The organism is Pseudomonas sp. 300 (assembly GCF_055803035.1).
Map to the genome: position 1 here is coordinate 172226 of NZ_JAVLRV010000002.1, position 23205 is coordinate 195430.

10 protein-coding genes are annotated in these 23205 nt (G+C 62.3%); 4 read left to right on the top strand and 6 right to left on the bottom strand.

Annotation, left to right across the window (positions count from 1 at the left end):
* Window positions 1-11 precede the first annotated feature (11 nt).
* The 5 genes from Q7W83_RS06885 to Q7W83_RS06905 are packed head-to-tail and all read right to left on the bottom strand — an operon-like array spanning window position 12 to window position 6280.
* Window positions 12-809 (bottom strand): enoyl-CoA hydratase/isomerase family protein, encoded by a 798-nt coding sequence (locus Q7W83_RS06885; protein ID WP_150654648.1) that lies wholly within the window; start codon window positions 807-809, stop codon window positions 12-14.
* Window positions 806-1963: a citronellyl-CoA dehydrogenase gene (gene atuD, locus Q7W83_RS06890; RefSeq protein WP_150632202.1), complete on the bottom strand. Its 1158-nt coding sequence runs from the start codon at window positions 1961-1963 to the stop codon at window positions 806-808. The genes Q7W83_RS06885 and atuD overlap by 4 nt, the downstream gene beginning before the upstream one ends.
* Before the next feature lie 24 nt (window positions 1964-1987).
* On the bottom strand, window positions 1988-3604 hold the full coding sequence (gene atuC, locus Q7W83_RS06895) for a geranyl-CoA carboxylase subunit beta (RefSeq protein WP_150632201.1): 1617 nt from the start codon (window positions 3602-3604) through the stop codon (window positions 1988-1990).
* Between the two features lie 3 nt (window positions 3605-3607).
* Complete coding sequence (locus Q7W83_RS06900; RefSeq protein ID WP_473655826.1) at window positions 3608-4477, bottom strand: SDR family oxidoreductase; 870 nt, start codon at window positions 4475-4477, stop codon at window positions 3608-3610.
* A 12-nt stretch (window positions 4478-4489) separates the two neighbouring features.
* On the bottom strand, window positions 4490-6280 hold the full coding sequence (locus tag Q7W83_RS06905; protein ID WP_473655827.1) for an acyclic terpene utilization AtuA family protein: 1791 nt from the start codon (window positions 6278-6280) through the stop codon (window positions 4490-4492).
* Window positions 6281-6470: 190 nt separating this feature from the next.
* Between Q7W83_RS06905 and Q7W83_RS06910 the strand changes: the two genes are divergently transcribed.
* The 3 genes from Q7W83_RS06910 to Q7W83_RS06920 all read left to right on the top strand — a co-directional run bounded on the left by Q7W83_RS06910 (window position 6471) and on the right by Q7W83_RS06920 (window position 9091).
* Complete coding sequence (locus tag Q7W83_RS06910) at window positions 6471-7097, top strand: TetR/AcrR family transcriptional regulator (RefSeq protein WP_150632198.1); 627 nt, start codon at window positions 6471-6473, stop codon at window positions 7095-7097.
* A 93-nt stretch (window positions 7098-7190) separates the two neighbouring features.
* Window positions 7191-7985 (top strand): substrate-binding periplasmic protein, encoded by a 795-nt coding sequence (locus tag Q7W83_RS06915; protein ID WP_191623699.1) that lies wholly within the window; start codon window positions 7191-7193, stop codon window positions 7983-7985.
* A gap of 101 nt (window positions 7986-8086) precedes the next feature.
* Complete coding sequence (locus tag Q7W83_RS06920; protein WP_473655828.1) at window positions 8087-9091, top strand: GNAT family N-acetyltransferase; 1005 nt, start codon at window positions 8087-8089, stop codon at window positions 9089-9091.
* Between the two features lie 159 nt (window positions 9092-9250).
* Here the strand turns inward: Q7W83_RS06920 and Q7W83_RS06925 are convergent, their stop codons facing one another.
* A complete protein-coding gene (locus tag Q7W83_RS06925) occupies window positions 9251-9799 on the bottom strand; it encodes an RNA polymerase factor sigma-70 (RefSeq protein ID WP_150632195.1) in 549 nt (182 codons plus the stop codon).
* 386 nt (window positions 9800-10185) lie between these two features.
* On the opposite strand from Q7W83_RS06925, the gene Q7W83_RS06930 reads away from it, so the two are divergent.
* Window positions 10186-23184, top strand: a complete 12999-nt coding sequence (locus tag Q7W83_RS06930; RefSeq protein ID WP_473655829.1) for a non-ribosomal peptide synthetase — start codon at window positions 10186-10188, stop codon at window positions 23182-23184.
* Window positions 23185-23205: the final 21 nt, after the last annotated feature.

Here is a 23205-nt window from a genome sequence, read left to right on the forward strand (position 1 = left end):
CCGCGCAGCTTTTAAATGGCCCACCCCGGTTTACGCTTTTGCACAAAAGCCATGGTCCCCTCAACGCCTTCCGCCCCGGTCACCGCTTCGCTGAACCACTCGGCCGCTTCATCCAGCAACGCCTCCGAAGGCTGTCCGGCACTCGCCAGCAACAACTTTTTGGTCGTCGCATTGGCCCCCGGCGCACAACACAGCACATGGGCCAGAACTTCACCGAGACGCTCGGCCAAAGCTTGCGCGTCATGCTCGACAAAATGCACCAGCCCCATGCGCCGCGCCTGGGTGCCATCGAACCGCGCCGCCGTCAGCGCCAGGCGCCGGGCCTGAGTCAGACCGATTCGCTGGACCACAAACGGCGCGATCTGCGCGGGCAACACGCCGAGGCTGGTCTCTGGCATTCCGAACTGCGCCTGGTGATCCGCCAGGGCAACATCGCTGACGCAGGCCAGCCCCAAACCGCCGCCCAGCACCGCGCCGTGCAGCACGGTGATCACCACTTGCGGCGCGTGTTGCACCTCTTGCAGCAGCGCGCCGAATGCGCGGTTCAGATCGCGAAAGGCGCTCGCGCCCTGAGCACGGGCGTTGGCCATGTCCTTGATGTCGCCACCGGCACAGAAATGTCCACCGGCACCGCCGATCACCAAGGCCCGAATCGCACGGTCGTCGCGCACAGCCAACAACACCGCGCGCAGTTCGGCGACCATCAGCAGGCTCATGGCGTTGCGGCTTTCCGGGCGGTTGAGGGTGATGTGCAGCACGCCGTTATGCGGTTCGAGCAGTAACGTCTGGCAAACCGGCAGGGTGCTCATTTCTTTTTCCCCGGCAGGATGCCCATGAGTTTGCAGATGATTCCCAACATGATTTCGTCGGCGCCGCCGCCAATCGACACCAGCCGCACATCGCGGTAAGCGCGGGCCACCGGGTTGTCCCACATGAAGCCCATACCGCCCCAATATTGCAGGCAACTGTCGCTGACTTCGCGGCCCAGCCGCCCGGCCTTGAGTTTGGCCATTGAGGCCAGACGCGTGACGTCCTGACCTTTGATGTATTGCTCGGTGGCCTGATAGACCAGCGCCCGCAGGCATTCGATTTCGGTTTGCAATTCGGCGAGGCGGAAGTGGATGACCTGATTGTCGATCAGCGCATTGCCGAAGGTTTTGCGTTCCTTGCAATACTCGATGGTGCTGTCGATGCAGTATTCCAGGCCCTTGATCATGTTCGCCGCGCCGAACAGGCGTTCTTCCTGAAACTGCAGCATTTGCATCATGAACCCGGCGCCTTCATGGCCGATGCGGTTGCGTTGCGGTACGCGCACGTTGTCGAAAAACACCTGGGCGGTTTCCGAGCTGCGCATGCCGAGCTTGTCCAGGTGCGAGCTGAGGCTGATCCCCGGCGTGTTCATCGGCACCATGATCAGCGACTTGTTGATGTGCGGTTTGTCGTCCGAGGTGTTGGCCAGCAGACAAATGAAATCGGCGCTTGGCGAGTTGGTGATCCACATCTTGCTGCCGTTGATCACGTAGTCGTCGCCGTCCTTGCGGGCGGTGGTTTTCAGCCCGGCCACGTCGGAACCGGCGCCGACTTCGGAAACGCCGATGCAGCCGACCTGTTCGCCGGTAATGGCCGGGCGCAGAAATTCTTCACGCAGTTCATCGGAACCGAAACGCGCCAGTGCCGGGGTGCACATGTCGGTCTGCACGCCAATGGACATCGGAATGCCGCCGCAATGAATGGTGCCGAATTCTTCGGCGGCGACAATCGAATAGCTGTAGTCGAGCCCCATGCCGCCGAATTTTTCCGGCTTGGAAATCCCCAGCAAGCCGAGTTCACCGGCCTTGCGGAAGATCTCGTGGATGGGAAAGCGTCCGGCCTTTTCCCATTCTTCGACGTGCGGATTGATCTCGTGCTCGACGAATTGGCGAACGGTACGGCGCAGTGCTTCGTGTTCCTGGGTGAAGATCATTTTTATTGTTCTCCTCTGGCCGGCTCAGAACCGGGCTACGCCAAAACTGTTGGTTTGCAGCGGCCGCACGTCGGCCTCATGACAGATGTCCAGCAAGTAACCGAGCAGGGTCCGGGTGTCCCGTGGGTCGATAAGTCCGTCGTCCCACAGACTGGCGCTGCCATAAAGCGCGGTGGACTGGCTGTCGAGTTTCTGCGCGGTGACCTGCTCCAGCATGTCGAGCATTTTCGGGTCGGGCACCAAACCGTCCTTGAGCTGCTTGGCCTCGGTGACGATGCGCAGCACCTTGCCGGCCTGTGCGCCGCCCATCACCGCCGTGCGGCTGTTGGGCCAGGCAAAGATGAAGCGTGGGTCGAGGCCACGGCCACACATCGCGTAGTTGCCGGCGCCATAGGAACCACCGACGACAATGGTCAGTTTTGGCACGCGGGCGTTGGCCACCGCCTGAATCATCTTTGCGCCGTGCTTGATCACGCCTTGCTGTTCCGACTCGGTGCCGACCATGAACCCGGTGGTGTTGTGAAAGAACAGCAGTGGCGTCTGACTCTGATCGCAGAGCTGGATGAATTGCGCGGCTTTACTTGCCCCTTTGGGCGTAATCGGGCCGTTGTTGCCGATGAATCCGCAGGCGCGACCCTGAATCTGCAGATGGCCGCAGACGGTCTGTTGATCGAACTCGCCCTTGAACTCGAGAAAGTTCGAACCGTCGGCGATTCGCGCAATGATTTCGCAAACGTCATAGGGTTTTTTCGGGTCGTCCGGGATCAGCCCGAGCAGTTCTTCGATGGGGTAGAGCGGTTCTTGATAGCGGCGTTCGGGGACCCACTGCAACTGCTCATTCCATGACAACAGGCTGACAATCTCGCGCACCAGGCGCACGCCATCGGCATCGTTTTCGGCCAGGTATTCAGCGGTGCCGGCGGTTTGCGCGTGCATTTCGGCACCCCCCAGTTCTTCGTCGGTGGCCACTTCACCGGTCGCGGCTTTCAGCAACGGCGGGCCGGCGAGAAACAGTTTGGCTTTGCCACGCACCACCACCACGTAGTCGGACAGACCTGGCTGATAAGCGCCGCCCGCCGTGGCCGAACCGTGGACCACGGTGATCTGCGGCAAACCCATGGCCGACATCCGCGCCTGATTGGCAAAGCTGCGCGCGCCTTCGACAAAAATCTCTGCGGCGTAATTGAGGTTGGCGCCGCCGCTTTCGGCGAGGGTGATCACCGGCAGTTTGTTCTCCATGGCGATCTGTTGCAGGCGCAGGGATTTTTTCAAGCCGCTGGGGGAGATCGTCCCGCCCTTGATCGCGCTGTTGTTCGCCACCACCAGAACCCGCACGCCGGACACATAGCCGATCCCGGCGATCAAGCCGCCGCCCGCCGAACTGCCGTCCTTGTCGTCATGCAGTTTGTAGCCGGCCAGGCTCGCCAGTTCGAGGAACGGCGCACCGGGGTCGAGCAACAGATTGAGGCGTTCACGGGGCAGCAATTGCCCGCGCTTGTCGAACTTCGGTTTGGCTTCGGCCGCTTTGTTCAGCAGGTTTTGTTCGAGCTGACGGACCTGCTCGATCCCGGCCAGCATCGCGGCACGGTTCCGGGCGAACTGTTCGCTGTTCGGGTCGACTTGCGACTGAATCACCGGCATGGCTTATTCCTTGTCCTTGAGCACGTCGGGTAAGTAAGCGCGGTGGAAACCGTTGTACGACTCACTGTTCGTCGCTTTGTGGATCGGCCACGCCCGACCGCCCAGGCTCGCGGCGCCGTCGATGCGCAAGGTGCTACCGCTGACAAACGCCGCGGCCGGGCTGAGCAGGAACACGATCGCCGCGCTGACTTCTGACTCGGTGCCGATGCGTTTCAATGGCACGTGTTCGCGCAGGGTTGGAATCACGGCTTTGAACGCGCCTTCATACGTGTCCATGCCGCTGGAGGCGATCCAGCCCGGCGCGACGGCGTTGACCCGCACCCCGGCATAACCCCATTCGAACGCGGCTGTCTTGGTCAGGTTGTCCATGCCCGAGCGGGCGGCGCCCGAGTGACCCATGCCGGGCATGCCACCCCACATGTCGGCGAGCATGTTGACGATGGCGCCGCCGTGTTTGCTCATGGACTGGTTGAACACTTCCCGGGCCATCAGGAAGCCGCCGACCAGGTTGGTGCGCATCACCGTTTCGAAACCTTTCTGATTGATCGAAGCCAGCGGCGACGGGTATTGCCCGCCGGCATTGTTGACCAATCCGTGAATCGGCCCGTGTTGACGGATCAGTTCGCTGACCAGATGCGTGACCGCTTCTTCCTCGCGGATATCGCAGGTCATCCAGTCAGCCTTGCCGCCGTCTTCGGCAATCTCGGCGGCGACACCTTTCAGTTTGTCGGCCTTGCGTCCGATCAACAGCACATGGGCGCCAAGGGCCGCCAGTTCATGGGCTGTGCAGCGACCAATGCCGCTGCCGCCGCCGGTGACGATGATGGTTTGGCCGGCAAACAGATCGGCTTTGAAAATCGAATCGTAGGCCACGGCGGCAGTCCTCTAGTTGACCTGGTCGGCGATGCGCTGCGGCACCGGAATCTGGATCTCCAGCAATTGTTGAGCGAAGGCTTTGCCTTGCGGATCGATCCGCAGACTGGCCACGCCACCACCGCCAAGGGCGTTTTCCAGCAAAAAATTCAGGCTGTGGGTGGCCGGCAAATACCAGCGCTCGACGCGACCGTGCACCGGGTCGAGCACGTGGCGCATCCAGTCGACGAGCACGGCCGGGGTCAGGGCCTCGGCGATCCATGGCAGGTATTCGGGCTCGCGGGCCATGACGCCGATGTTGCTGTGATTGCCCTTGTCACCGGAGCGGGCGACCGCCAGTTTGATCAGCGCCACGCTGGCATCGGCGCGACCGGTGGGTTTCGGTGGGTCGATCGGTACCGGCAAGTCCGCGGTGGCAAGCGCGTCGAGGGTGGGCAGGGCGCATGGATGGCGTTGCCCGTTGAGATCAATGTCCAGCGTGCAGGCGCTTTTGTCGATGAGGAACGAGAACAGCCGGATCAGCGGATACACCGTCGGCCGTCCGCCGACGATCCCGGTCAGCCCCGGCGCCATGCCGGTGGCGGCCTGGGCGATTTCCCGGGAGAACACGATCAACGCCTGTTTATTCGGATGGCGCACGGCGAGTTTGATCACCACTTCGCGACTGTCCTGACGCTGGCCATGGGGACCGTACGTGGCCTCGCTGCCGAGCAGTTCGATATTGACTTCGCTGTAGGGTGCCCACCCGCGCTGACTGAAGATTTCCGAGGTCTTGTTGATGATCGCTTCGCTGACGCGTCGCGCCTTGTCCACCGCGTCGATCCCGGCGATCAGGCAACTGGCGGTGCAACGAAAACCGTCCGGATACGTCGCGCTGACCTTGTATTGAGCGGTCGGCGGCAAGCCTTTGGCGCCATGCACGTGAACTGCATTCTTGCCTTGTTGCTGAAGTTTGACCCGGGTGAAATCACAGACCACATCGGGCAGGAGATAGGCCTGCGGGTCGCCGATTTCATAGAGCATCTGCTCGCCGACGGTCAGTGGCGTAACGAGGCCGCCGGAGCCTTCGGGCTTGCTGACGATAAACTGGCTGTCGGCGCTGACTTCGACGATGGGGAAACCGATGTGTTCGTAGTCGGGCACGTCGCGCCAATCGGTGAAGTTGCCGCCGGTGCACTGGGCGCCGCATTCAATGAGGTGACCGGCGAGTGCGGCTTGCGCGAGTTTGTCGTAATCGTGCCAGGACCAGCCGAACTCATGCACCAGCGCGGCGCTGACCACGGCGCTGTCGACCACGCGCCCGGTAATGACGATGTCCGCGCCCAGGCGCAAGGCTTCGACTATGCCGGGTGCACCGAGGTAGGCGTTGGTTGAAACGCACATCGGCGGCAGGGGCGCACCGCTGAACATTTCCTGAAGGCCGCCGGTGCTCAGGCGTTTGAACTGCGGTTGCAGGTCATCGCCCAGCAACACGGCGATTTTCAGCGCCACGCCAGCCTTGTCGCAGGCCGCTTGCAGGGCCGCGGCACAGGCCAGTGGGTTGACGCCGCCGGCGTTGCTGATGACGCGAATGTTCTGCGCGGCGAGCTGCGTGAGCAGCGGGCTGAGGACTTCGATGAAGTCGCTGGCGTAGCCGGTCTGGGGATCTTTCATCCGCGCCCCGGCCATGATCGACATCGTGATTTCGGCCAGATAATCGAATACCAGGTAATCCAGATGCCCACCTTCCACCAGTTGCGCGGCGGCGGTCGAGGTGTCGCCCCAGAAGGCGCTGGCGCAACCGATGCGAACAGTTTCAGGCACAGCCCTTTCCATAGCCACCTCCCATAGACGTGCATCGAGACTACCAAGCAAGCGCTTGGTTTGTAAACGTCTTAAATATCTTCGGCCCGAGCGCTTGCTTGGTTGTCTTCGCCAGCTTAAATTGCCCGCGCAACCCCACTGTTTTAGCGCAGAGCGGTGCATATGACTGATCGACTGTAGGAGAGAACGGGTGGACGAGCAAAAAGCCCTGAGGGTAATGCGCGAACTGGTCGACAGCGGCCAGTTGACCGACCCGGACAGCGCCCGTGGAAAACTGCTGCAAGTGGCCGCTCACCTGTTCCGCAACAAAGGTTATGAGCGCACCACGGTGCGTGATCTGGCCGGCGCAGTGGGCATTCAGTCGGGGAGTATTTTTCATCACTTCAAAAGCAAGGACGAGATCCTGCGGGCGGTGATGGAGGAAACCATTTGCTACAACACCGCGTTGATGCGGGCCGCGATCGCCGAAGCCGAAAACGTGCGCGAGCGGGTGCTGGCGCTGATTCGCTGTGAGTTGCAGTCGATCATGGGCGGCAGCGGCGAGGCCATGGCGGTGCTGGTGTATGAATGGCGTTCGCTGTCCGAGGACGGGCAGGCGAAGGTCTTGGCGCTGCGCGACATCTATGAAGACCTCTGGCTGCAGGTGCTGGGGGAGGCCAAGGACGCGGGATTCATCCGCGGGGATGTGTTCATTACCCGGCGTTTTCTGACCGGTGCGCTGTCCTGGACCACGACGTGGTATCGCGCGGATGGAAGCATGAATCTCGATCAATTGGCCGATGAGGCATTGACTCTGGTGCTTGAAGAAAAACAATAGTGTTGCCCGCAGCCGCAGGAAACTGGCTAAGTGGCCGAAACCGCCTAGCTTGAATGCATTGATGAGTATTTTTTTGGGGAGTGGGTTGTTTTGATGTCTTCGCCAATTCGGACGGCCTCACGGCTTCTTCTCGCGGCGCTTGCAGCGCTTTGGGTATTGCCCTCCCCGGCGGCGCAACTGGTGCGGGTCGGTGCCGCGCATTTTCCACCCTACACCGTACGCCCTGAATCCGGCGCCGACACCGGCCTGTTGCCGCAATTGGTCGAGGCGCTCAATGCCTTGCAAACCGACTATCAGTTTGTGCTGGTGCCGACGTCCATTCCGCGGCGCTTCGGTGACTTCAAGCAAGGCCGGGTGGACATGGCCATTTTCGAGAACCCGAACTGGGGCTGGAAGGACATTCCCCACATCAGCGTCGACATGGGGCTGGAAGATGCCGAGATTTTTGTCGCGCAACGGATTCCCAATCGTCAGCAGAACTACTTCGCCGAACTCGCCGGCAAGCGTCTGGCACTGTTCAGCGGCTACCACTATGAATTCGCCAACTTCAATGCCGACCCCAAAGCCCTCGCGCAAAACTACAACGCTACGCTGACCTATTCCCATGACAGCAACCTGCTGATGGTGTTGCGCGGGCGCGCCGACATTGCCCTGGTGACGCGCTCCTACCTGAGCGATTACCTGCTGCGCAACGAGAAAGTCGCCGATCAACTGCTGGTGTCCGAGCGTGTCGATCAGGTCTATCACCACTACGCCATTCTCCGCCCGGCGGCGCCCATCAGTGGTGTTGCCTTCGGCAAGTTGCTGCAAGGGTTGCGGGACAACGGCCAGATGCTGAAGATTTTCGATCCGTACAAGATCGCCGTGGTACCGGTTCCGGGCAACTGAGTTCGCGTCGCCCGGCAGCGTATTGGCCGACTGCCCTTAAATTTTCCGCACTGGCTCACGTCACTTCGTTGAACTGTCGACGATTATCGCGAGCCCGACCCATGCCCAATCTGAATGACCTGACTGCCCTGGCCTTGCCGACAGGCAGCCGCCTTGTCGCGGATGAAACCGAAAACCGGCTGAGCCTGAGTCTTGACGAACAGCTGCTGATTACGCTGCAACTGACCCGTGAGCCGGAGTTGCAGGTGCGCGTCGAGGCGCGCGTCGACACTCAGGCCGTGTGGGCTGCCGGTTATTGGCTGTTTGCCCGTGACCCGGCCTGCCAGCGCCTGACCTGGCACCTTGATGAAGCCCCCGCCGAAGCCTTGCTCAGCGGTTTGCTGGTGCCGAACGGACTCGCTGGCCAGTATCGCTGCGAGCGCACGCTGTTCTGGCAGTTGCCGCAGCCTTGGCTGGGCACGTCGCTGACCAGCAGCTACCCACAGCAAATGGTGATCAGCGGGGGCAAGCGTCACCCGTTGCGCCCGGTCAAACCGCGCGGTGAGGTTTATCGGCGTTTTGATGCGCGCCTGGGTGCCTGGATTTCCCTGCGAACGCTGGACATCGACCTGGACCTGGCGCGGTTCAATCGTTGGCAGAACAGTGCGCGGGTGGCGAGTTTCTGGCAGGAGGAGGGCAGCCTTGAACAGCATCGTGAATACCTGAGCAAACTCGACGCCGATCCTCACACCGTGACGTTGATCGGCTGTTTCGATGATCAGCCGTTTGCCTATTTCGAAGCCTATTGGGCCAAGGAGGATCGCATTGCGCCGTTCTACGATGTCGACGATTACGACCGTGGCATTCACATGCTGGTCGGCGAGGAAAATCACCGCGGTCCGCACAAGGTGGCGAGCTGGTTATCGGCGTTGACGCATTACCTGTTGCTCGACGATCCACGCACCCGGCGAGTGGTCGCCGAGCCGCGTGCGGACAACGCGAAGATGATCGGGTACATGCAGGGGCAGCGGTTTCATTGCGAGAAAGAGTTCGACTTCCCGCACAAGCGCGCGGCGTTGATGGTGTTGGGGCGGGAGCGGTTTTTCGAGCGGTGTGATTTGGCTTGATAAATAAGGCTCAAGACCTGCACCGGTCTTGGGTCCGTCATCGCCGGCAAGCCGGTCTCGCTCCCACATGGGATCTTCTGTGATCACACAATGTGTGAAAGGCAGAGATCAAATGTGGGAGCGAGCCTGCTCGCGATGGGGGCGATTCGATTTCAGCTTTCAACGACGGGCGAAGGTATCCGCCCGACTGCCCGACACCTTGCGGCAATGCACCAGCGCATCACGAATCATGAAGTTCACCAGGGTTGGCGAAACACCCAGTTCCTTGGCGATGTCCTTTTGCGGCACACCGTGCAGGCGGTACATCTCGAAGGCGTAACGGGTGCGGCTGGGCAGCTGCGTCAGCGCGTCGGCGATGTTTTCCAGGGTCGAGAAATTGATGTGCGAGGTTTCCGGCGATGCGCCTTGAATCACCACGTTCAGCCCTTCCTCTTCAGGCCCCGAATACTTCTGCTCCAGCGCCTGTTTGCGGTAGTGATCGATCGCCAGGTTGCGCACGATCTGGAACAGGTAGCTGAGCTGAGCCTTGATCGAGGACGTGATCTGCGGCGCCGATTGCAGGCGGAAGAACGCATCCTGAACCACATCTTCGGCACGTGACCGGCAGCCGGTAATACGGGCGGCAATCTTGACCAGAATCAGTCGATTGTCCACGAATGCCTGAAGTAGCGGTGAATCGCACCTGCTTGTGGATACTTGTTCCGTCATGGAAATCACCTTGCTGCAAATAGGGTCGTGGGACGGCAAGAGGAGCGGAGCCGTCCTACACATCGAGCGCCAAATTATTCTGAATGATAATGATTGTCAATTGAGAAAGAGAAGTAATGCTCTTCAAAGGTGCGCAGTGAGAACTGCGACACGCTGTCGCGCCCGCTTGCCGCAGCCGCGCCCCCGTTGACGATCCAGCCCGTCGACTAATTATTTCAAGACGTCATCCGTTCTCATTGGTGAATGGCTCCGGGCGCAAGCCCCGGCCAAAACAGCATTCCCAATGCCTTGCGCGGTCGGCGAAGACCGCGTCCTGCATGCCCCTGAAGGGGCGTGACGTCAGAAAACCGATTCCACTTGCAAGCCGAATTCAGGCAGGAAACCTCATGACCGACGCGTTCGAAATACCTGGCACACTGGTCCAAGCCCTTCAGCGCCGCGCGGCCCTGACGCCGGATCGGGTGGCCTTGCGTTTTCTCGCCGAAACCCCGGATCAGTCGGTGGTACTCAGCTATCGCGAACTGGATCAACGGGCGCGCACCATTGCCGGCGCGTTGCAGGCCGAAACTGATTTCGGCGATCGTGCGGTGCTGCTGTTTCCCAGCGGTCCGGATTACGTCGCGGCGTTTTTTGGTTGCCTGTATGCGGGCGTGATTGCGGTGCCGGCCTATCCGCCGGAATCGGCCAGGCGCCACCATCAGGATCGCCTGCTGTCGATCATCAGCGACGCCGAACCGCGTCTGCTATTGACCAGCGCCGGCCTGCGCGACGCGTTACTGCACATCGAAGGCGCGCCACCGCTGCTGTGCGTCGACACCCTCGACGGTGAACTGGCCACAAAGTGGATCGAACCAAATCTCGAAGGCGATCACATCGCCTTCCTGCAATACACCTCCGGCTCGACCGCGTTGCCAAAAGGCGTGCAAGTCAGCCATGGCAACCTGGTCGCCAACGAACGGCTGATCCGCCACGGTTTCGGCATCGACCTGAACCCGGATGACGTGATCGTCAGCTGGCTGCCGCTGTACCACGACATGGGTTTGATTGGCGGTCTGTTGCAACCCATTTTCAGCGGCGTGCCGTGCGTGTTGATGTCGCCGGTGTACTTCCTCGGCCGGCCGTTGCGCTGGCTCGAAGCGATCAGCGAGTACGGCGGGACCATCAGCGGCGGGCCGGATTTTGCCTATCGACTGTGCAGCGAGCGGGTCAGCGAATCGGCGCTGGAGCGCCTCGACCTCAGCGCCTGGCGCGTGGCGTATTCCGGTTCCGAACCGATTCGTCTCGACACTCTGGACCGCTTCGCCGAGAAGTTCGCGACCTGCGGTTTCACCCCGGACAGTTTCATGGCGTCCTACGGTTTGGCGGAAGCCACGTTGTTCGTCGCCGGCACACCGCGTGGCGAAGGCATCGGAAATCTGCGGGTGGACGATCAGGCGTTGGCGCAACATCGCGCCGAACCGGGCGAAGGCAGCGCGATCATGAGTTGCGGCATCAGCCAGCCGGATCACTCGGTGCTGATTGTCGATCCGTCGGCGCTTACCGAGCTGGCCGACAACGCGGTCGGCGAAGTCTGGGCCTCCGGGCCGAGCATCGCCCACGGCTACTGGCGCAACCCCGAAGCCAGCGCCAAGACCTTCGTCCAGCACGCCGGAAAAACCTGGCTGCGCACCGGCGACCTGGGTTTCATGCGCGACGGTGAGCTGTTCATCACCGGTCGCCTGAAGGACATGCTGATCGTTCGCGGGCACAATCTGTACCCGCAAGACATCGAGCAGACCATCGAGCGTGAAGTGGAAGTGGTGCGCAAAGGTCGTGTCGCCGCGTTCGCCGTGAACATCGACGGTCAGGAAGGCATCGGTATCGCCACGGAAATCAGCCGCAGCGTGCAGAAAATCCTCCCGCCCGAAGCGCTGATCAAAGCCATTCGCCAAGCTGTGGCCGAGGTGTATCAGGAAGCGCCGAGCGTGGTGGTGTTGCTCAATCCGGGGGCATTGCCCAAGACTTCCAGCGGCAAACTGCAACGCTCGGCATGCCGTAATCGCCTGGCGGAGGGCAGTCTCGACAGCTACGCGGTGTTCCCGTCGGCGACCCCTGAAAACCAAGCAACAACCGAGTCGGCTTCCGAGTTGCAAACCCTGATCGGCCAGATCTGGTCTGAGCAGTTGCAGGTCAAGCAGGTCAACGCCGATGACCACTTCTTCCTGCTCGGCGGCAACTCCATCGCCGCCACTCAGGTGGTGGCGCGTTTGCGCGAAGAACTCGGTCTGGAGCTGAACCTGCGCCTGTTGTTCGAAGCGCCAACGCTCGGCGCGTTTACCGCCGCGGTCGCGCAGCAACAACAGGACGGCGGCCTGGCCCAAGGCGCGATCGGCACGTTGTCGCGCAGTGAAGCGCTGCCGCAATCCCTCGCGCAAAACCGTCTGTGGATCACTTGGCAGCTCGACCCGCACAGCAGCGCCTACAACATTCCCGGTGCCTTGCGTTTGCGCGGTGAACTGGACGAAGACGCCTTGCGCGCCAGTTTCCAGCAACTGATCGAACGCCACGAATCCCTGCGCACACGCTTCTTCGAACGTGACGGTGTGGCGCTGCAACAGGTCGATGCCGCTGGCGAATTCAACCTGCAACTGATCGACATCAGCGATTTGCCCGTCGCCGAGCGTGAAGCCCGCGCGCAGCAAATCCGCGAGGACGAAGCGCGTACCCAGTTCGATCTGGAGAAAGGCCCGCTGTTGTGGGTGACTTTGGTACGCCTTGATGATGAGAATCACCAACTGCTGGTGACGTTGCACCACATCATTGCCGACGGCTGGTCGCTGAACGTGCTGATCGACGAATTCTCGCGCCTGTATGCCGCTGCGTCCCAAGGGCAAACGGCAACGCTCGCGCCATTGCCGACCCAGTACGCCGACTACGGCAGTTGGCAGCGCCAATGGCTGGCGCAAGGCGAGGGCGAACGGCAACTGGTCTACTGGAAAGCGCAGTTGGGCGATGAGCATCCGACCCTGAGCCTGACCACCGATCATCCGCGTTCGGCGCAACACCTGCACAGCGCCGCACGCCATACCGTGCGTTTGGCCGCCCCCCTTGGCGAGGCGATTCGCCAGACTGCCCAGGCCCACGATTCCACCTCATTCATGCTGTTGCTCACGGCGTTCCAGAGCCTGCTGCACCGCTACAGTGGCCAACGCGACATTCGCATCGGCGTGCCGAACGCCAACCGACCACGCCTGGAAACCCAGGGCCTGATCGGCTTCTTCATCAACACCCAGGTGCTGCGCGCCGAAGTGGATTCGCGGTTGCCGTTCGTTGAACTGCTGGCGCAAACCCGTCAGGCGGCCTTGGGTGCCCAAGCGCATCAGGACTTGCCGTTCGAACAACTGCTGGAAGCGTTCCCGCAGGCTCGCGAACAAGGCTTGTTCCAGGTCATGTTCAACCACCAGCAACGGGATTTGAGCGCATTGCGCCGCTTGCCCGGTCTGCTCGCCGAAGAATTGCCGTGGCACAGCCGCGAAGCCAAGTTCGACCTGCAATTGCACAGCGAGGAAGACCGTAACGGTCGCCTGAGCCTGTCGTTCGACTACGCCAGCGAACTGTTTGACGCCAGCACCATCGAGCGGTTGGCCGAGCATTTCAGTAACCTGCTGCGCGCCATCTGCGAGCAACCGAAAACGGCCGTCGGCGACCTGCAATTGTTGGCGCCCAGCGAGCACGATCAGCAGGAAAACTGGAGCGCCGCACCGTGCACACCGGCCAGCCAATGGCTGCCGGAACTGCTCGGCGAACAGGCCCGCCGGACCCCGGAACGTACGGCGTTGATGTGGGACGGCGGCAACCTCGACTTCGCCGAACTGCACGCCCAGGCCAACCGCCTCGCGCATTACTTGCGCGACAAAGGCGTCGGCCCGGACGTGTGCGTGGCCATCGCCGCCGAACGCTCGCCGCAGTTGCTGATCGGTCTGTTGGCGATCATCAAGGCCGGCGGTGCCTACGTGCCGCTGGACCCGGATTACCCCGCCGAACGCTTGGCCTACATGCTCAGCGACAGTGGCGTGGAGTTGCTCCTGACGCAAAGCCAATTGCTCGACCGGCTGCCGGCCACCGATGGCGTCAGCGTGATCGCCATGGATGCGCTGCATCTGGAGAATTGGTCAAGCCAGGCGCCGGGCCTGCATGTGCACGGCGACAACCTCGCTTACGTGATTTACACCTCTGGCTCCACCGGTCAGCCGAAGGGCGTCGGTAACACCCACGCGGCGCTCGCCGAACGCCTGCAATGGATGCAGGACACCTATCGCCTGAACGACACCGATGTGCTGATGCAAAAGGCGCCGATCAGTTTCGACGTGTCGGTGTGGGAATGCTTCTGGCCGCTGATCACCGGGGCACGTTTGCTGATTGCCGGTCCCGGTGAACACCGCGATCCGCATCGCATTGCCCAGCTTGTTCAGCAATACGGCGTGACCACGCTGCACTTTGTGCCGCCGTTGCTTGCCTTGTTCATCGACGAACCGCTCACCGCCGAATGCACCAGCCTGCGCCGCGTATTTTCTGGCGGCGAAGCCCTGCCGGCGGAACTGCGCAACCGCGTTTTGGAACAACTGCCGGCCGTGCAACTGCACAACCGTTATGGTCCGACCGAAACCGCGATCAACGTCACCCATTGGCAGTGCAGCGCGGCCGATGGCGAGCGCTCGCCGATTGGCCGTCCGTTGGGCAATGTGATCTGCCGCGTGCTCGACAGCGAGCTCAACCCGGTGCCGGCCGGTGTGCCCGGCGAGTTGTGCATCAGCGGCATCGGCCTGGCCCGTGGTTATCTGGGGCGTCCGGGCCTGACGGCTGAACGCTTTGTCGTCGATCCATTGGGCGAGCAGGGCGCACGCCTTTATCGTACCGGCGACCGTGCACGCTGGACTGCCAATGGCGTGATCGAATACCTCGGCCGTCTCGATCAGCAGGTCAAACTGCGCGGCTTCCGCGTCGAACCGGAAGAAATCGAAGCGCGCCTGCTGGCGCAGGACGGTGTCGCACAAGCGGTGGTGCTGGTGCGTGAAACTGCCGCTGGCGGGCAATTGATCGGCTACTACACCGTCACCGATACCCGTGAATCCGAAGACACTCAAACCGCACGCCTGAACACCGCGCTGGCGGCCGAGCTGCCGGAATACATGGTCCCGGCGCAACTGATGCGCCTCGACGAAATGCCCCTCAGCCCAAGCGGCAAACTCGACCGCCGCGCCTTGCCGGAACCGCATTGGCAGGTACGCGAACACATTGAGCCGGTCACTGAACTTGAACAGCAGATCGCCGCAATCTGGCGTGAGGTGCTGGGCCTGCAGCAGATCGGCCTGCGCGACGACTTCTTCGCCCTCGGCGGTCATTCGCTGCTGGCCACGCAAATCATCTCCCGCACCCGTCAGGCCTGTGACGTCGAATTGCCGCTGCGCGCGTTGTTTGAAAACAGTGAACTGGGCGCATTCGCCGAACAGGTTCAACAGATTCAGGCCGGCGGCCACACCAACAAACAACCGCCGATTGAAAAGGTCGACCGCAGCCAACCGGTGCCGCTGTCCTATTCCCAGCAGCGTATGTGGTTCCTCTGGCAGATGGAGCCGGACAGTCCGGCCTACAACGTCGGTGGTATGGCGCGGTTGCGCGGGGTGCTGGATGTCGGGCGCTTCGAGATGGCTTTGCAGGCGCTGATCATGCGTCACGAAACCCTGCGCACCACGTTCCCGAGCATCGACGGCGTAGCGCAACAGCGCGTGCACCCGGAAACCGGGATGCGTATGCAGTGGAAGGATTTCTCCGCGCTGGACACCGACTTGCGCGAACAGCGGGTTCAGGCATTGGCCGAAAGCGAAGCGCATCAGCCCTTCGATCTGGAAACCGGTCCACTGTTGCGTGCCTGTCTGGTCAAGACCGCCGAGCAGGAACATTACCTGGTGTTGACCCTGCACCACATCGTCACCGAAGGCTGGGCGATGGACATTTTCGCCCGGGAGCTCAGTGCGCTTTACGAAGCGTTCGTCGATGACCGCGAATCGCCACTGGCGCCGCTGCCGGTGCAATACCTCGATTACAGCGTCTGGCAGCGTCAGTGGCTGGAGTCCGGCGAGCGTCAGCGCCAGCTCGATTACTGGACCGCGCAACTGGGACGCGAACATCCGCTGCTGGAATTGCCCGCCGACCGTCCGCGTCCAGCCGTGCAAAGCCATCGGGGCGAGCTGTTCCGTTTCGACCTGGGCGACGACCTCGCCGCACGGGTTCGCGCCTTCAACGCGCAAAACGGCCTGACCCTGTTCATGACCATGACCGCCGCGCTAGCCGTGCTGCTTTACCGCTACAGCGGCCAGACCGACCTGCGCATCGGCGCGCCCGTCGCCAACCGCATTCGCCCGGAAAGCGAAGGGCTGATCGGTGCGTTCCTCAACACCCAAGTGCTGCGTTGCCAGCTCGACGGGCAGATGTCGGTCGGCGAGTTGTTCGAGCAGGTGCGTCACACCGTGATCGAAGGCCAGTCCCATCAGGACCTGCCGTTCGACCATTTGGTTGAAGCGTTGCAGCCACCGCGCAGCGCCGCATACAACCCGCTGTTCCAGGTGATGTGCAACGTGCAGCGCTGGGAATTCCAGCAAAGCCGCACGCTCGCCGGCATGACTGTCGAATACCTGGCGAACGATGCGCGGGCGACCAAATTCGACCTCAACCTGGAAGTCACCGACCTCGATCATCGGTTGGGTTGCTGCCTGACTTACAGCACCGATCTGTTCGATGAACCGCGCATTGCGCGCATGGCCGGGCACTGGCGCAATCTGCTGGAAGCGCTGTTGGCCGATCCGCAACAGCGCCTCAGTGAACTGCCGTTGCTCGAAGCCACGGAACAGCAAAACCTGCTCGACAGCCTCGGCGTCGAGCCGGGCGAACACCGGCTGGATCAGTGCATCCATCACCTGTTCAGCGAACAGGCACTGGTGCGCAAAGATGCGCCGGCGCTGACGTTCGCCGGTGAAACCTTGAGCTACGCCGAGCTCGACAGCCGCGCCAATCGCCTGGCCTGGATGTTGCGCGAGCGTGGGGTGGGGCCGCAGGTTCGCGTCGGCCTGGCGCTTGAGCGGTCGTTGGAAATGGTCGTCGGCCTGCTGGCGATCCTCAAGGCTGGGGGCGCCTACGTGCCGCTGGATCCAGAATACCCGCTCGATCGCCTGCATTACATGATCGAAGACAGCGGCGTCGGTTTGCTGCTCAGCGATGCGGCGATGTTCAACGCCCTCGGTGATTTGCCGCCAACCGTGGCCCGTTGGTGCCTGGAAGATGACGCCGCGGAACTGGCCAACTACCCGGCCACCGAGCTGCCGTTCATCAGCCTGCCGCAGCATCAGGCGTACCTGATTTACACCTCCGGCTCCACCGGCAAGCCGAAAGGCGTGGTGGTGTCCCACGGTGAAATCGCCATGCACTGCCGTGCCGTGATCGAGCGTTTCGGCATGCGCCCGGACGACTGTGAGCTGCACTTCTATTCGATCAATTTCGACGCCGCGACCGAACGTCTGCTGGTGCCATTGCTGAGCGGTGCGCAAGTGGTCCTGCGTGCTCAGGGCCAGTGGGACGCGGAAGAAATCTGCGGGTTGATCCGTCGACACTCCATCAACATCCTCGGTTTTACCCCAAGCTACGGCAGCCAACTGGCGCAGTGGCTGGCGACGCAGGGCGAAACCCTGCCGGTGCGGATGTGCATCACCGGCGGTGAAGCCCTGACCGGCGAACATCTGCAGCGGATTCGCGCCGCGTTCAAGCCGAGCCTGTTCTTCAACGCCTACGGTCCGACGGAAACCGTGGTCATGCCGTTGGCCAGTCTCGCGCCCGAGCAGCTTGAAGAGGGCATGGGCAGCGTGCCGATCGGCAGTGTGATCGGTGCTCGCGTGGCGTACATCCTCGACGCCGATCTGGCACTGGTGCCGCAAGGCGCGACCGGCGAGTTGTACGTCGGTGGTGCCGGTCTGGCCCAGGGTTATCACGACCGTCCGGGCATTACCGCAGAGCGTTTCGTGGCCAACCCGTTTACAGCGGATGGCGGGCGGATTTATCGCACCGGCGACCTGGTGCGGCAGCGCGCCGACGGGCTGGTGGAATATCTTGGGCGCATCGACCATCAGGTGAAAATTCGCGGTTTCCGCATCGAGCTGGGCGAGATCGAGACCCGTCTTCTGGACCATGAATCTGTGCGTGAAGCGGTGGTGCTGGCGCTCGACGCCCCAAGCGGCAAACAACTGGTCGGCTATCTGGTCACCGAAGTGGCCGGGCAGGACCAAGCACAACAAGCCGAATTGCGCGAAGTCCTCAAGGCTCACCTGAAATCGCAACTGCCGGAATACATGGTGCCGACGCACCTGATCCTGCTGGCAAGCATGCCGCTGACCGCCAACGGCAAACTCGACCGCCGCGCACTGCCGGCGCCGGACCCAGAGCTGAGCCGTCAGCACTACGTGGCGCCGAGCAACGAGCTGGAACTGACGCTGGCGCAGATCTGGTGCGAAGTGCTGAACGTCGCCCAGGTCGGCCTCAATGACAACTTCTTCGAACTGGGCGGCGACTCGATCCTGTCGATCCAGGTGGTCAGCCGTGCGCGGCAGCAGGGCATTCACTTCACTCCGCGTGACCTGTTCCAGCACCAGACCGTGCAGACCCTCGCGGCGGTGGCCAGCCGCACCGAGCAGGTTACGGCCGAGCAAGGCTTGCTCACCGGTGAATCGCGTTTGACGCCGATCCAGCACTGGTTCTTCGACACCGACATGCCCGAGCGTCAGCACTGGAATCAGGCGTTGTTGCTGGAACCGACCGTTGCGCTGGAACCTCATCGGCTGGAGCAGGCGTTGCTGGCGGTGATCGAACAGCACGACGCCTTGCGCCTGCGCTTCACCCAGACTGCGGGTCAATGGTCGGCCACACACCAGAAGGTCTCCGATGCCCCGGTGTTGTGGCAGGTGCGTGTGTCGACGATGGATAAATGCGCCCCACTGTTTGCCGATGCCCAGCGCAGCCTCGACCTCGAACAAGGGCCGTTGATGCGGGTGCTGCTGGTCGATGGTCCCGAAGGCCAGCAACGGCTGTTCTTCGCGATCCATCACTTGGTGGTGGACGGCGTTTCCTGGCGTGTGCTGCTGGACGATCTGCAAACGGTGTATCGCCAACTGGCGGCTGAACAGTCGGTGAAACTGCCGGCAAAAACCAGCGCCTTCAAGGACTGGGCGGCCCGCTTGCAGGCGTATGCCGGCAGCGAATCCCTGCGCGAAGAGCTGAGCTGGTGGCAATCGCAGCTGGCGGGGTCGAGCGCCGGGCTGCCGTGCGAGCGTCCTCAGGGCGGGCGGCAGAATCGCCATGCACAAACCGTCAGCGTGCGCCTCGACGCCGAGTACACCCGACAGTTGTTGCAACAGGCACCGAGCGCCTATCGCACGCAGGTCAATGATCTGCTGCTGACGGCGTTGGCCCGCGTGCTGTGCCGCTGGAGCGGTGATGAGTCGGCGTTGATTCAACTCGAAGGCCACGGTCGTGAGGCGCTGTTCGATGAGATCGACCTGACCCGCACCGTCGGCTGGTTCACCAGCGCCTACCCGCTGCGCCTGACCCCGCAGAACATCGAAGAAGCCGCCGGCCAGGGCGCCTCGATCAAGGCGATCAAGGAACAACTGCGCGGCGTGCCGCACAAAGGCCTGGGTTTTGGCGTGTTGCGTTACCTCGCCGATGCGCCGTGCCGTGAAGCCATGGCCGCGTTGCCGGTGGCGCCGATCACCTTCAACTACCTCGGTCAGTTCGACCAGAGCTTCGGCGCAGACGCGTTGTTCCGACCGCTCGATGAAGCCGTCGGCGCCGCCCACGACCCGCGTGCGCCGCTGCCCAACGAGCTGAGTGTCGACAGTCAGGTCTATGGCGGCGAACTGGTGCTGCGCTGGACCTTCAGCGCCGAACGTCACGACACGCAAACCATCAGCGAGCTGGCGGACGCCTACCTCGGGGAATTGCAGAGCCTGATCGAGCATTGCCTGCGTGACGAGGCGGGCGGCCTGACACCTTCGGACTTCCCGCTGGCGAAGCTGACCCAGGCGCAACTCGATGCACTGCCGATCCCGGCCGCCGCCATCGAAGACGTCTACCCGCTGACGCCGATGCAGGAAGGCATGCTCCTGCACACCTTGCTCGAACCGGGCACCGGCCTCTATTACATGCAGGACCGCTACCGCATCAACAGCGCGCTCGATCCGCAGCGTTTCGCCGAGGCCTGGCAAGCGGTGATTGCCCGTCACGAAGCCTTGCGTGCGTCGTTCTGCTGGAACGTCGGCGAGGACATGCTGCAAGTTATCCACAAGCCGGGCAGCACGCCGATCGAGTATCTGGACTGGAGCGCCATCGCCGAGGCCGAGCAAGAGCCGAAGTTGCAAGCACTGCTGAAAAGCGAGCGCGAAGCCGGGTTCGATCTGCTCAACCAGGCACCGTTCCACCTGCGTTTGATCAGGGTGGGCGAGGCGCGCTACTGGTTCATGATGAGCAACCACCACATCCTCATCGATGCCTGGTGCCGGTCGTTGCTGATGAACGATTTCTTCGAAATCTACACCGCGTTGGGTGAAGGTCGCGAAGCCCGGTTGGCTGTGCCGCCGCGCTACCGCGACTACATCGGCTGGCTGCAACGCCAGAGCCTGGCCGAGGCACGGCAGTGGTGGAAAACCAACTTGCAAGGCTTCGAACGGACCACGCCGATCCCGAGTGACCGGCCGTTCCTGCGTGAACATGCCGGCGACAGCGGCGGCATGATTGTCGGCGACCGCTACACCCGTCTCGATGCCCGCGACGGTGCGCAATTGCGTGAACTGGCGCAGGCCCATCAACTGACCATCAACACCTTCGCCCAAGCGGCGTGGGCCTTGGTGCTGCGTCGCTTGAGCGGTGATCGCGACGTGCTGTTCGGCGTCACGGTGGCCGGGCGACCGGTGGAAATGCCGGAGATGCAACGTACCGTCGGGCTGTTCATCAACAGCATCGCGCTGCGGGTGAAAATGCCCGAGGACGATCAGCGTTGCAGCGTTCGCCAGTGGCTGAGCGATTTACTCGACAGCAACATGCAACTGCGCGAGTACGAATACCTGCCGCTGGTGAGCCTCCAGGAAAACAGCGAATTGCCGAAGGGCCAACCGCTGTTCGACAGCCTGTTCGTGTTCGAAAACGCCCCGGTGGAAGTCTCGGTGCTGGACCGCGCGCAAAGCCTCAATGCAACCTCGGATTCGGGACGGACCCACACCAACTTCCCGCTGACGGCGGTGTGTTATCCGGGCGATGACCTGGGCTTGCACCTGTCTTACGACCAGCGCTATTTCGACGAGTCGACCGTTGAGCGCATGCTCGGCGAGTTCAAGCGTTTGTTGCTGGCGCTGGTGGAAGGTTTCCATGGCGACATGGCGGACTTGCCATTGCTCGGTACCGAGGAACAGGACTTCCTGATCCACGGCTGTAACCAGAGCGAACACGCTTACCCGCTGGAGCAGAGCTACGTCGCGTTGTTCGAAGCGCAGGTCGCGCTGCATCCACAACGAATCGCCGCCCGTTGCCTCGATCAGCAACACAGTTACGTCGAGCTGAACCAGCGCAGCAACCGTCTCGGTCATGCGTTGACGGCGGCCGGTGTCGGGCTGGATCAACCGGTGGCGTTGCTGGCCGAACGTAACCTCGACCTGCTCGGGATGATCATCGGCAGCTTCAAGGCGGGCGCGGGTTATCTGCCGCTGGATCCGGGGCTGCCGAGTCAGCGTCTGAGCCGGATCATCGACCTGAGCCGCACGCCGTTGCTGGTGTGCACGCAGTCCTGTCGTGAACAGGCTGTCGCGCTGCTGGAGGAATTCGGTTGCGCCAATCGGCCACGGTTGCTGGTGTGGGAAGAGGTGCAGGCGAGCAATGTGTCGGTGGCGAATCTGGGCCTCTACAGCGGTCCGGATAACCTCGCCTACGTCATCTACACCTCGGGTTCGACGGGGTTGCCCAAAGGTGTGATGGTCGAACAGCGCGGGATGCTCAATAACCAGTTGAGCAAGGTCCCGTACCTGAACCTCAGCGACACCGATGTGATCGCCCAGACCGCTTCGCAAAGCTTCGACATTTCGGTCTGGCAGTTCCTCGCCGCCCCGTTGTTTGGCGCGCGGGTGGACATCGTGCCGAACACCATCGCCCACGATCCACAGGGTTTGCTGGCGCATGTGTCGGCCCAGGGCATCACCGTGCTGGAAAGCGTGCCGTCGCTGATTCAGGGCATGCTTGCCCAGGAACGCATGAGCCTCGACGGCCTGCGCTGGATGCTGCCGACGGGCGAAGCGATGCCGCCGGAGCTCGCACACCAATGGTTGCTGCGCTACCCGGACATCGGGCTGGTGAATGCTTACGGACCGGCGGAATGCTCGGACGACGTGGCGTTCTTCCGTGTCGACATGGCCTCGACCCGCGGCAGCTATCTGCCGATTGGGACGCCGACCGACAACAACTGTTTGTACCTGCTCGACGGCGCGCTGGACCTGGTGCCGTTGGGTGCGGTCGGCGAGTTGTGCGTGGCCGGCACCGGTGTCGGGCGTGGTTATGTCAGCGATCCGCTGCGCACCGCACAGGTGTTTGTGCCGAACCCGTTTGGCGAGCCGGGGGATCGTTTGTATCGCACTGGCGATCTCGCGCGCCGTCGCAGTGACGGCGTGCTGGAATACGTCGGGCGGATCGACCATCAGGTGAAAATTCGCGGCTACCGCATCGAACTGGGTGAAATCGAAGCGCGTCTGCACGAGCAACCCGAAGTGCGCGAAGCGGCGGTCGGGGTGCAGGAAGGCGTGAACGGCAAACACTTGGTTGGCTATCTGGTAGCCGCGGATTCGGCATTGAATCCGGGCGAACGACTGGAGCGCATCAAGCAACGCCTGCGCGCCGAGCTGCCGGAATACATGGTGCCGCTGCACTGGTTGTGGCTGGAGCGGATGCCGCTCAACGCCAACGGCAAACTGGATCGCAAGGCACTGCCGGCGCTGGAGATCGGCCAGTGGCAGAGCCAGGATTACCTGGCACCGAGCAATGAGCTGGAGCAGACGTTGGCGGGTATCTGGGCCGAGGTGTTGAAGGTCGAGAAGGTGGGGATTCACGACAACTTCTTCGAGCTGGGCGGGCATTCGCTGCTGGCGACGCAGATTGCGTCGCGTGTGCAGAAATCGCTGCAACGGGATGTGCCGTTGCGGGCGATGTTCGAGTGCAGCACGGTGGAAGAGTTGGCGGAGTACATCGACGGGTTGGCGGCGAGTGATATCACCGAGGACAAGGTTGATCGGTTGAATGACTTGATGGCGGAGTTGGAGGGGCTTTAATTCTCCAGCGTCTGTAAGGGC

What these genes read in the sequence shown, in the direction of transcription:
- Q7W83_RS06885 (WP_150654648.1), bottom strand. Translation starts at nt 809, where the DNA reads ATGAGCACCCTGCCGGTTTGCCAGACGTTACTGCTCGAACCGCATAAC.
- atuD (WP_150632202.1), bottom strand. Translation starts at nt 1,963, where the DNA reads ATGATCTTCACCCAGGAACACGAAGCACTGCGCCGTACCGTTCGCCAA.
- atuC (WP_150632201.1), bottom strand. Translation starts at nt 3,604, where the DNA reads ATGCCGGTGATTCAGTCGCAAGTCGACCCGAACAGCGAACAGTTCGCC.
- Q7W83_RS06915 (WP_191623699.1), top strand. Translation starts at nt 7,191, where the DNA reads ATGTCTTCGCCAATTCGGACGGCCTCACGGCTTCTTCTCGCGGCGCTT.
- Q7W83_RS06920 (WP_473655828.1), top strand. Translation starts at nt 8,087, where the DNA reads ATGCCCAATCTGAATGACCTGACTGCCCTGGCCTTGCCGACAGGCAGC.
- Q7W83_RS06925 (WP_150632195.1), bottom strand. Translation starts at nt 9,799, where the DNA reads ATGACGGAACAAGTATCCACAAGCAGGTGCGATTCACCGCTACTTCAG.
- Q7W83_RS06930 (WP_473655829.1), top strand. Translation starts at nt 10,186, where the DNA reads ATGACCGACGCGTTCGAAATACCTGGCACACTGGTCCAAGCCCTTCAG.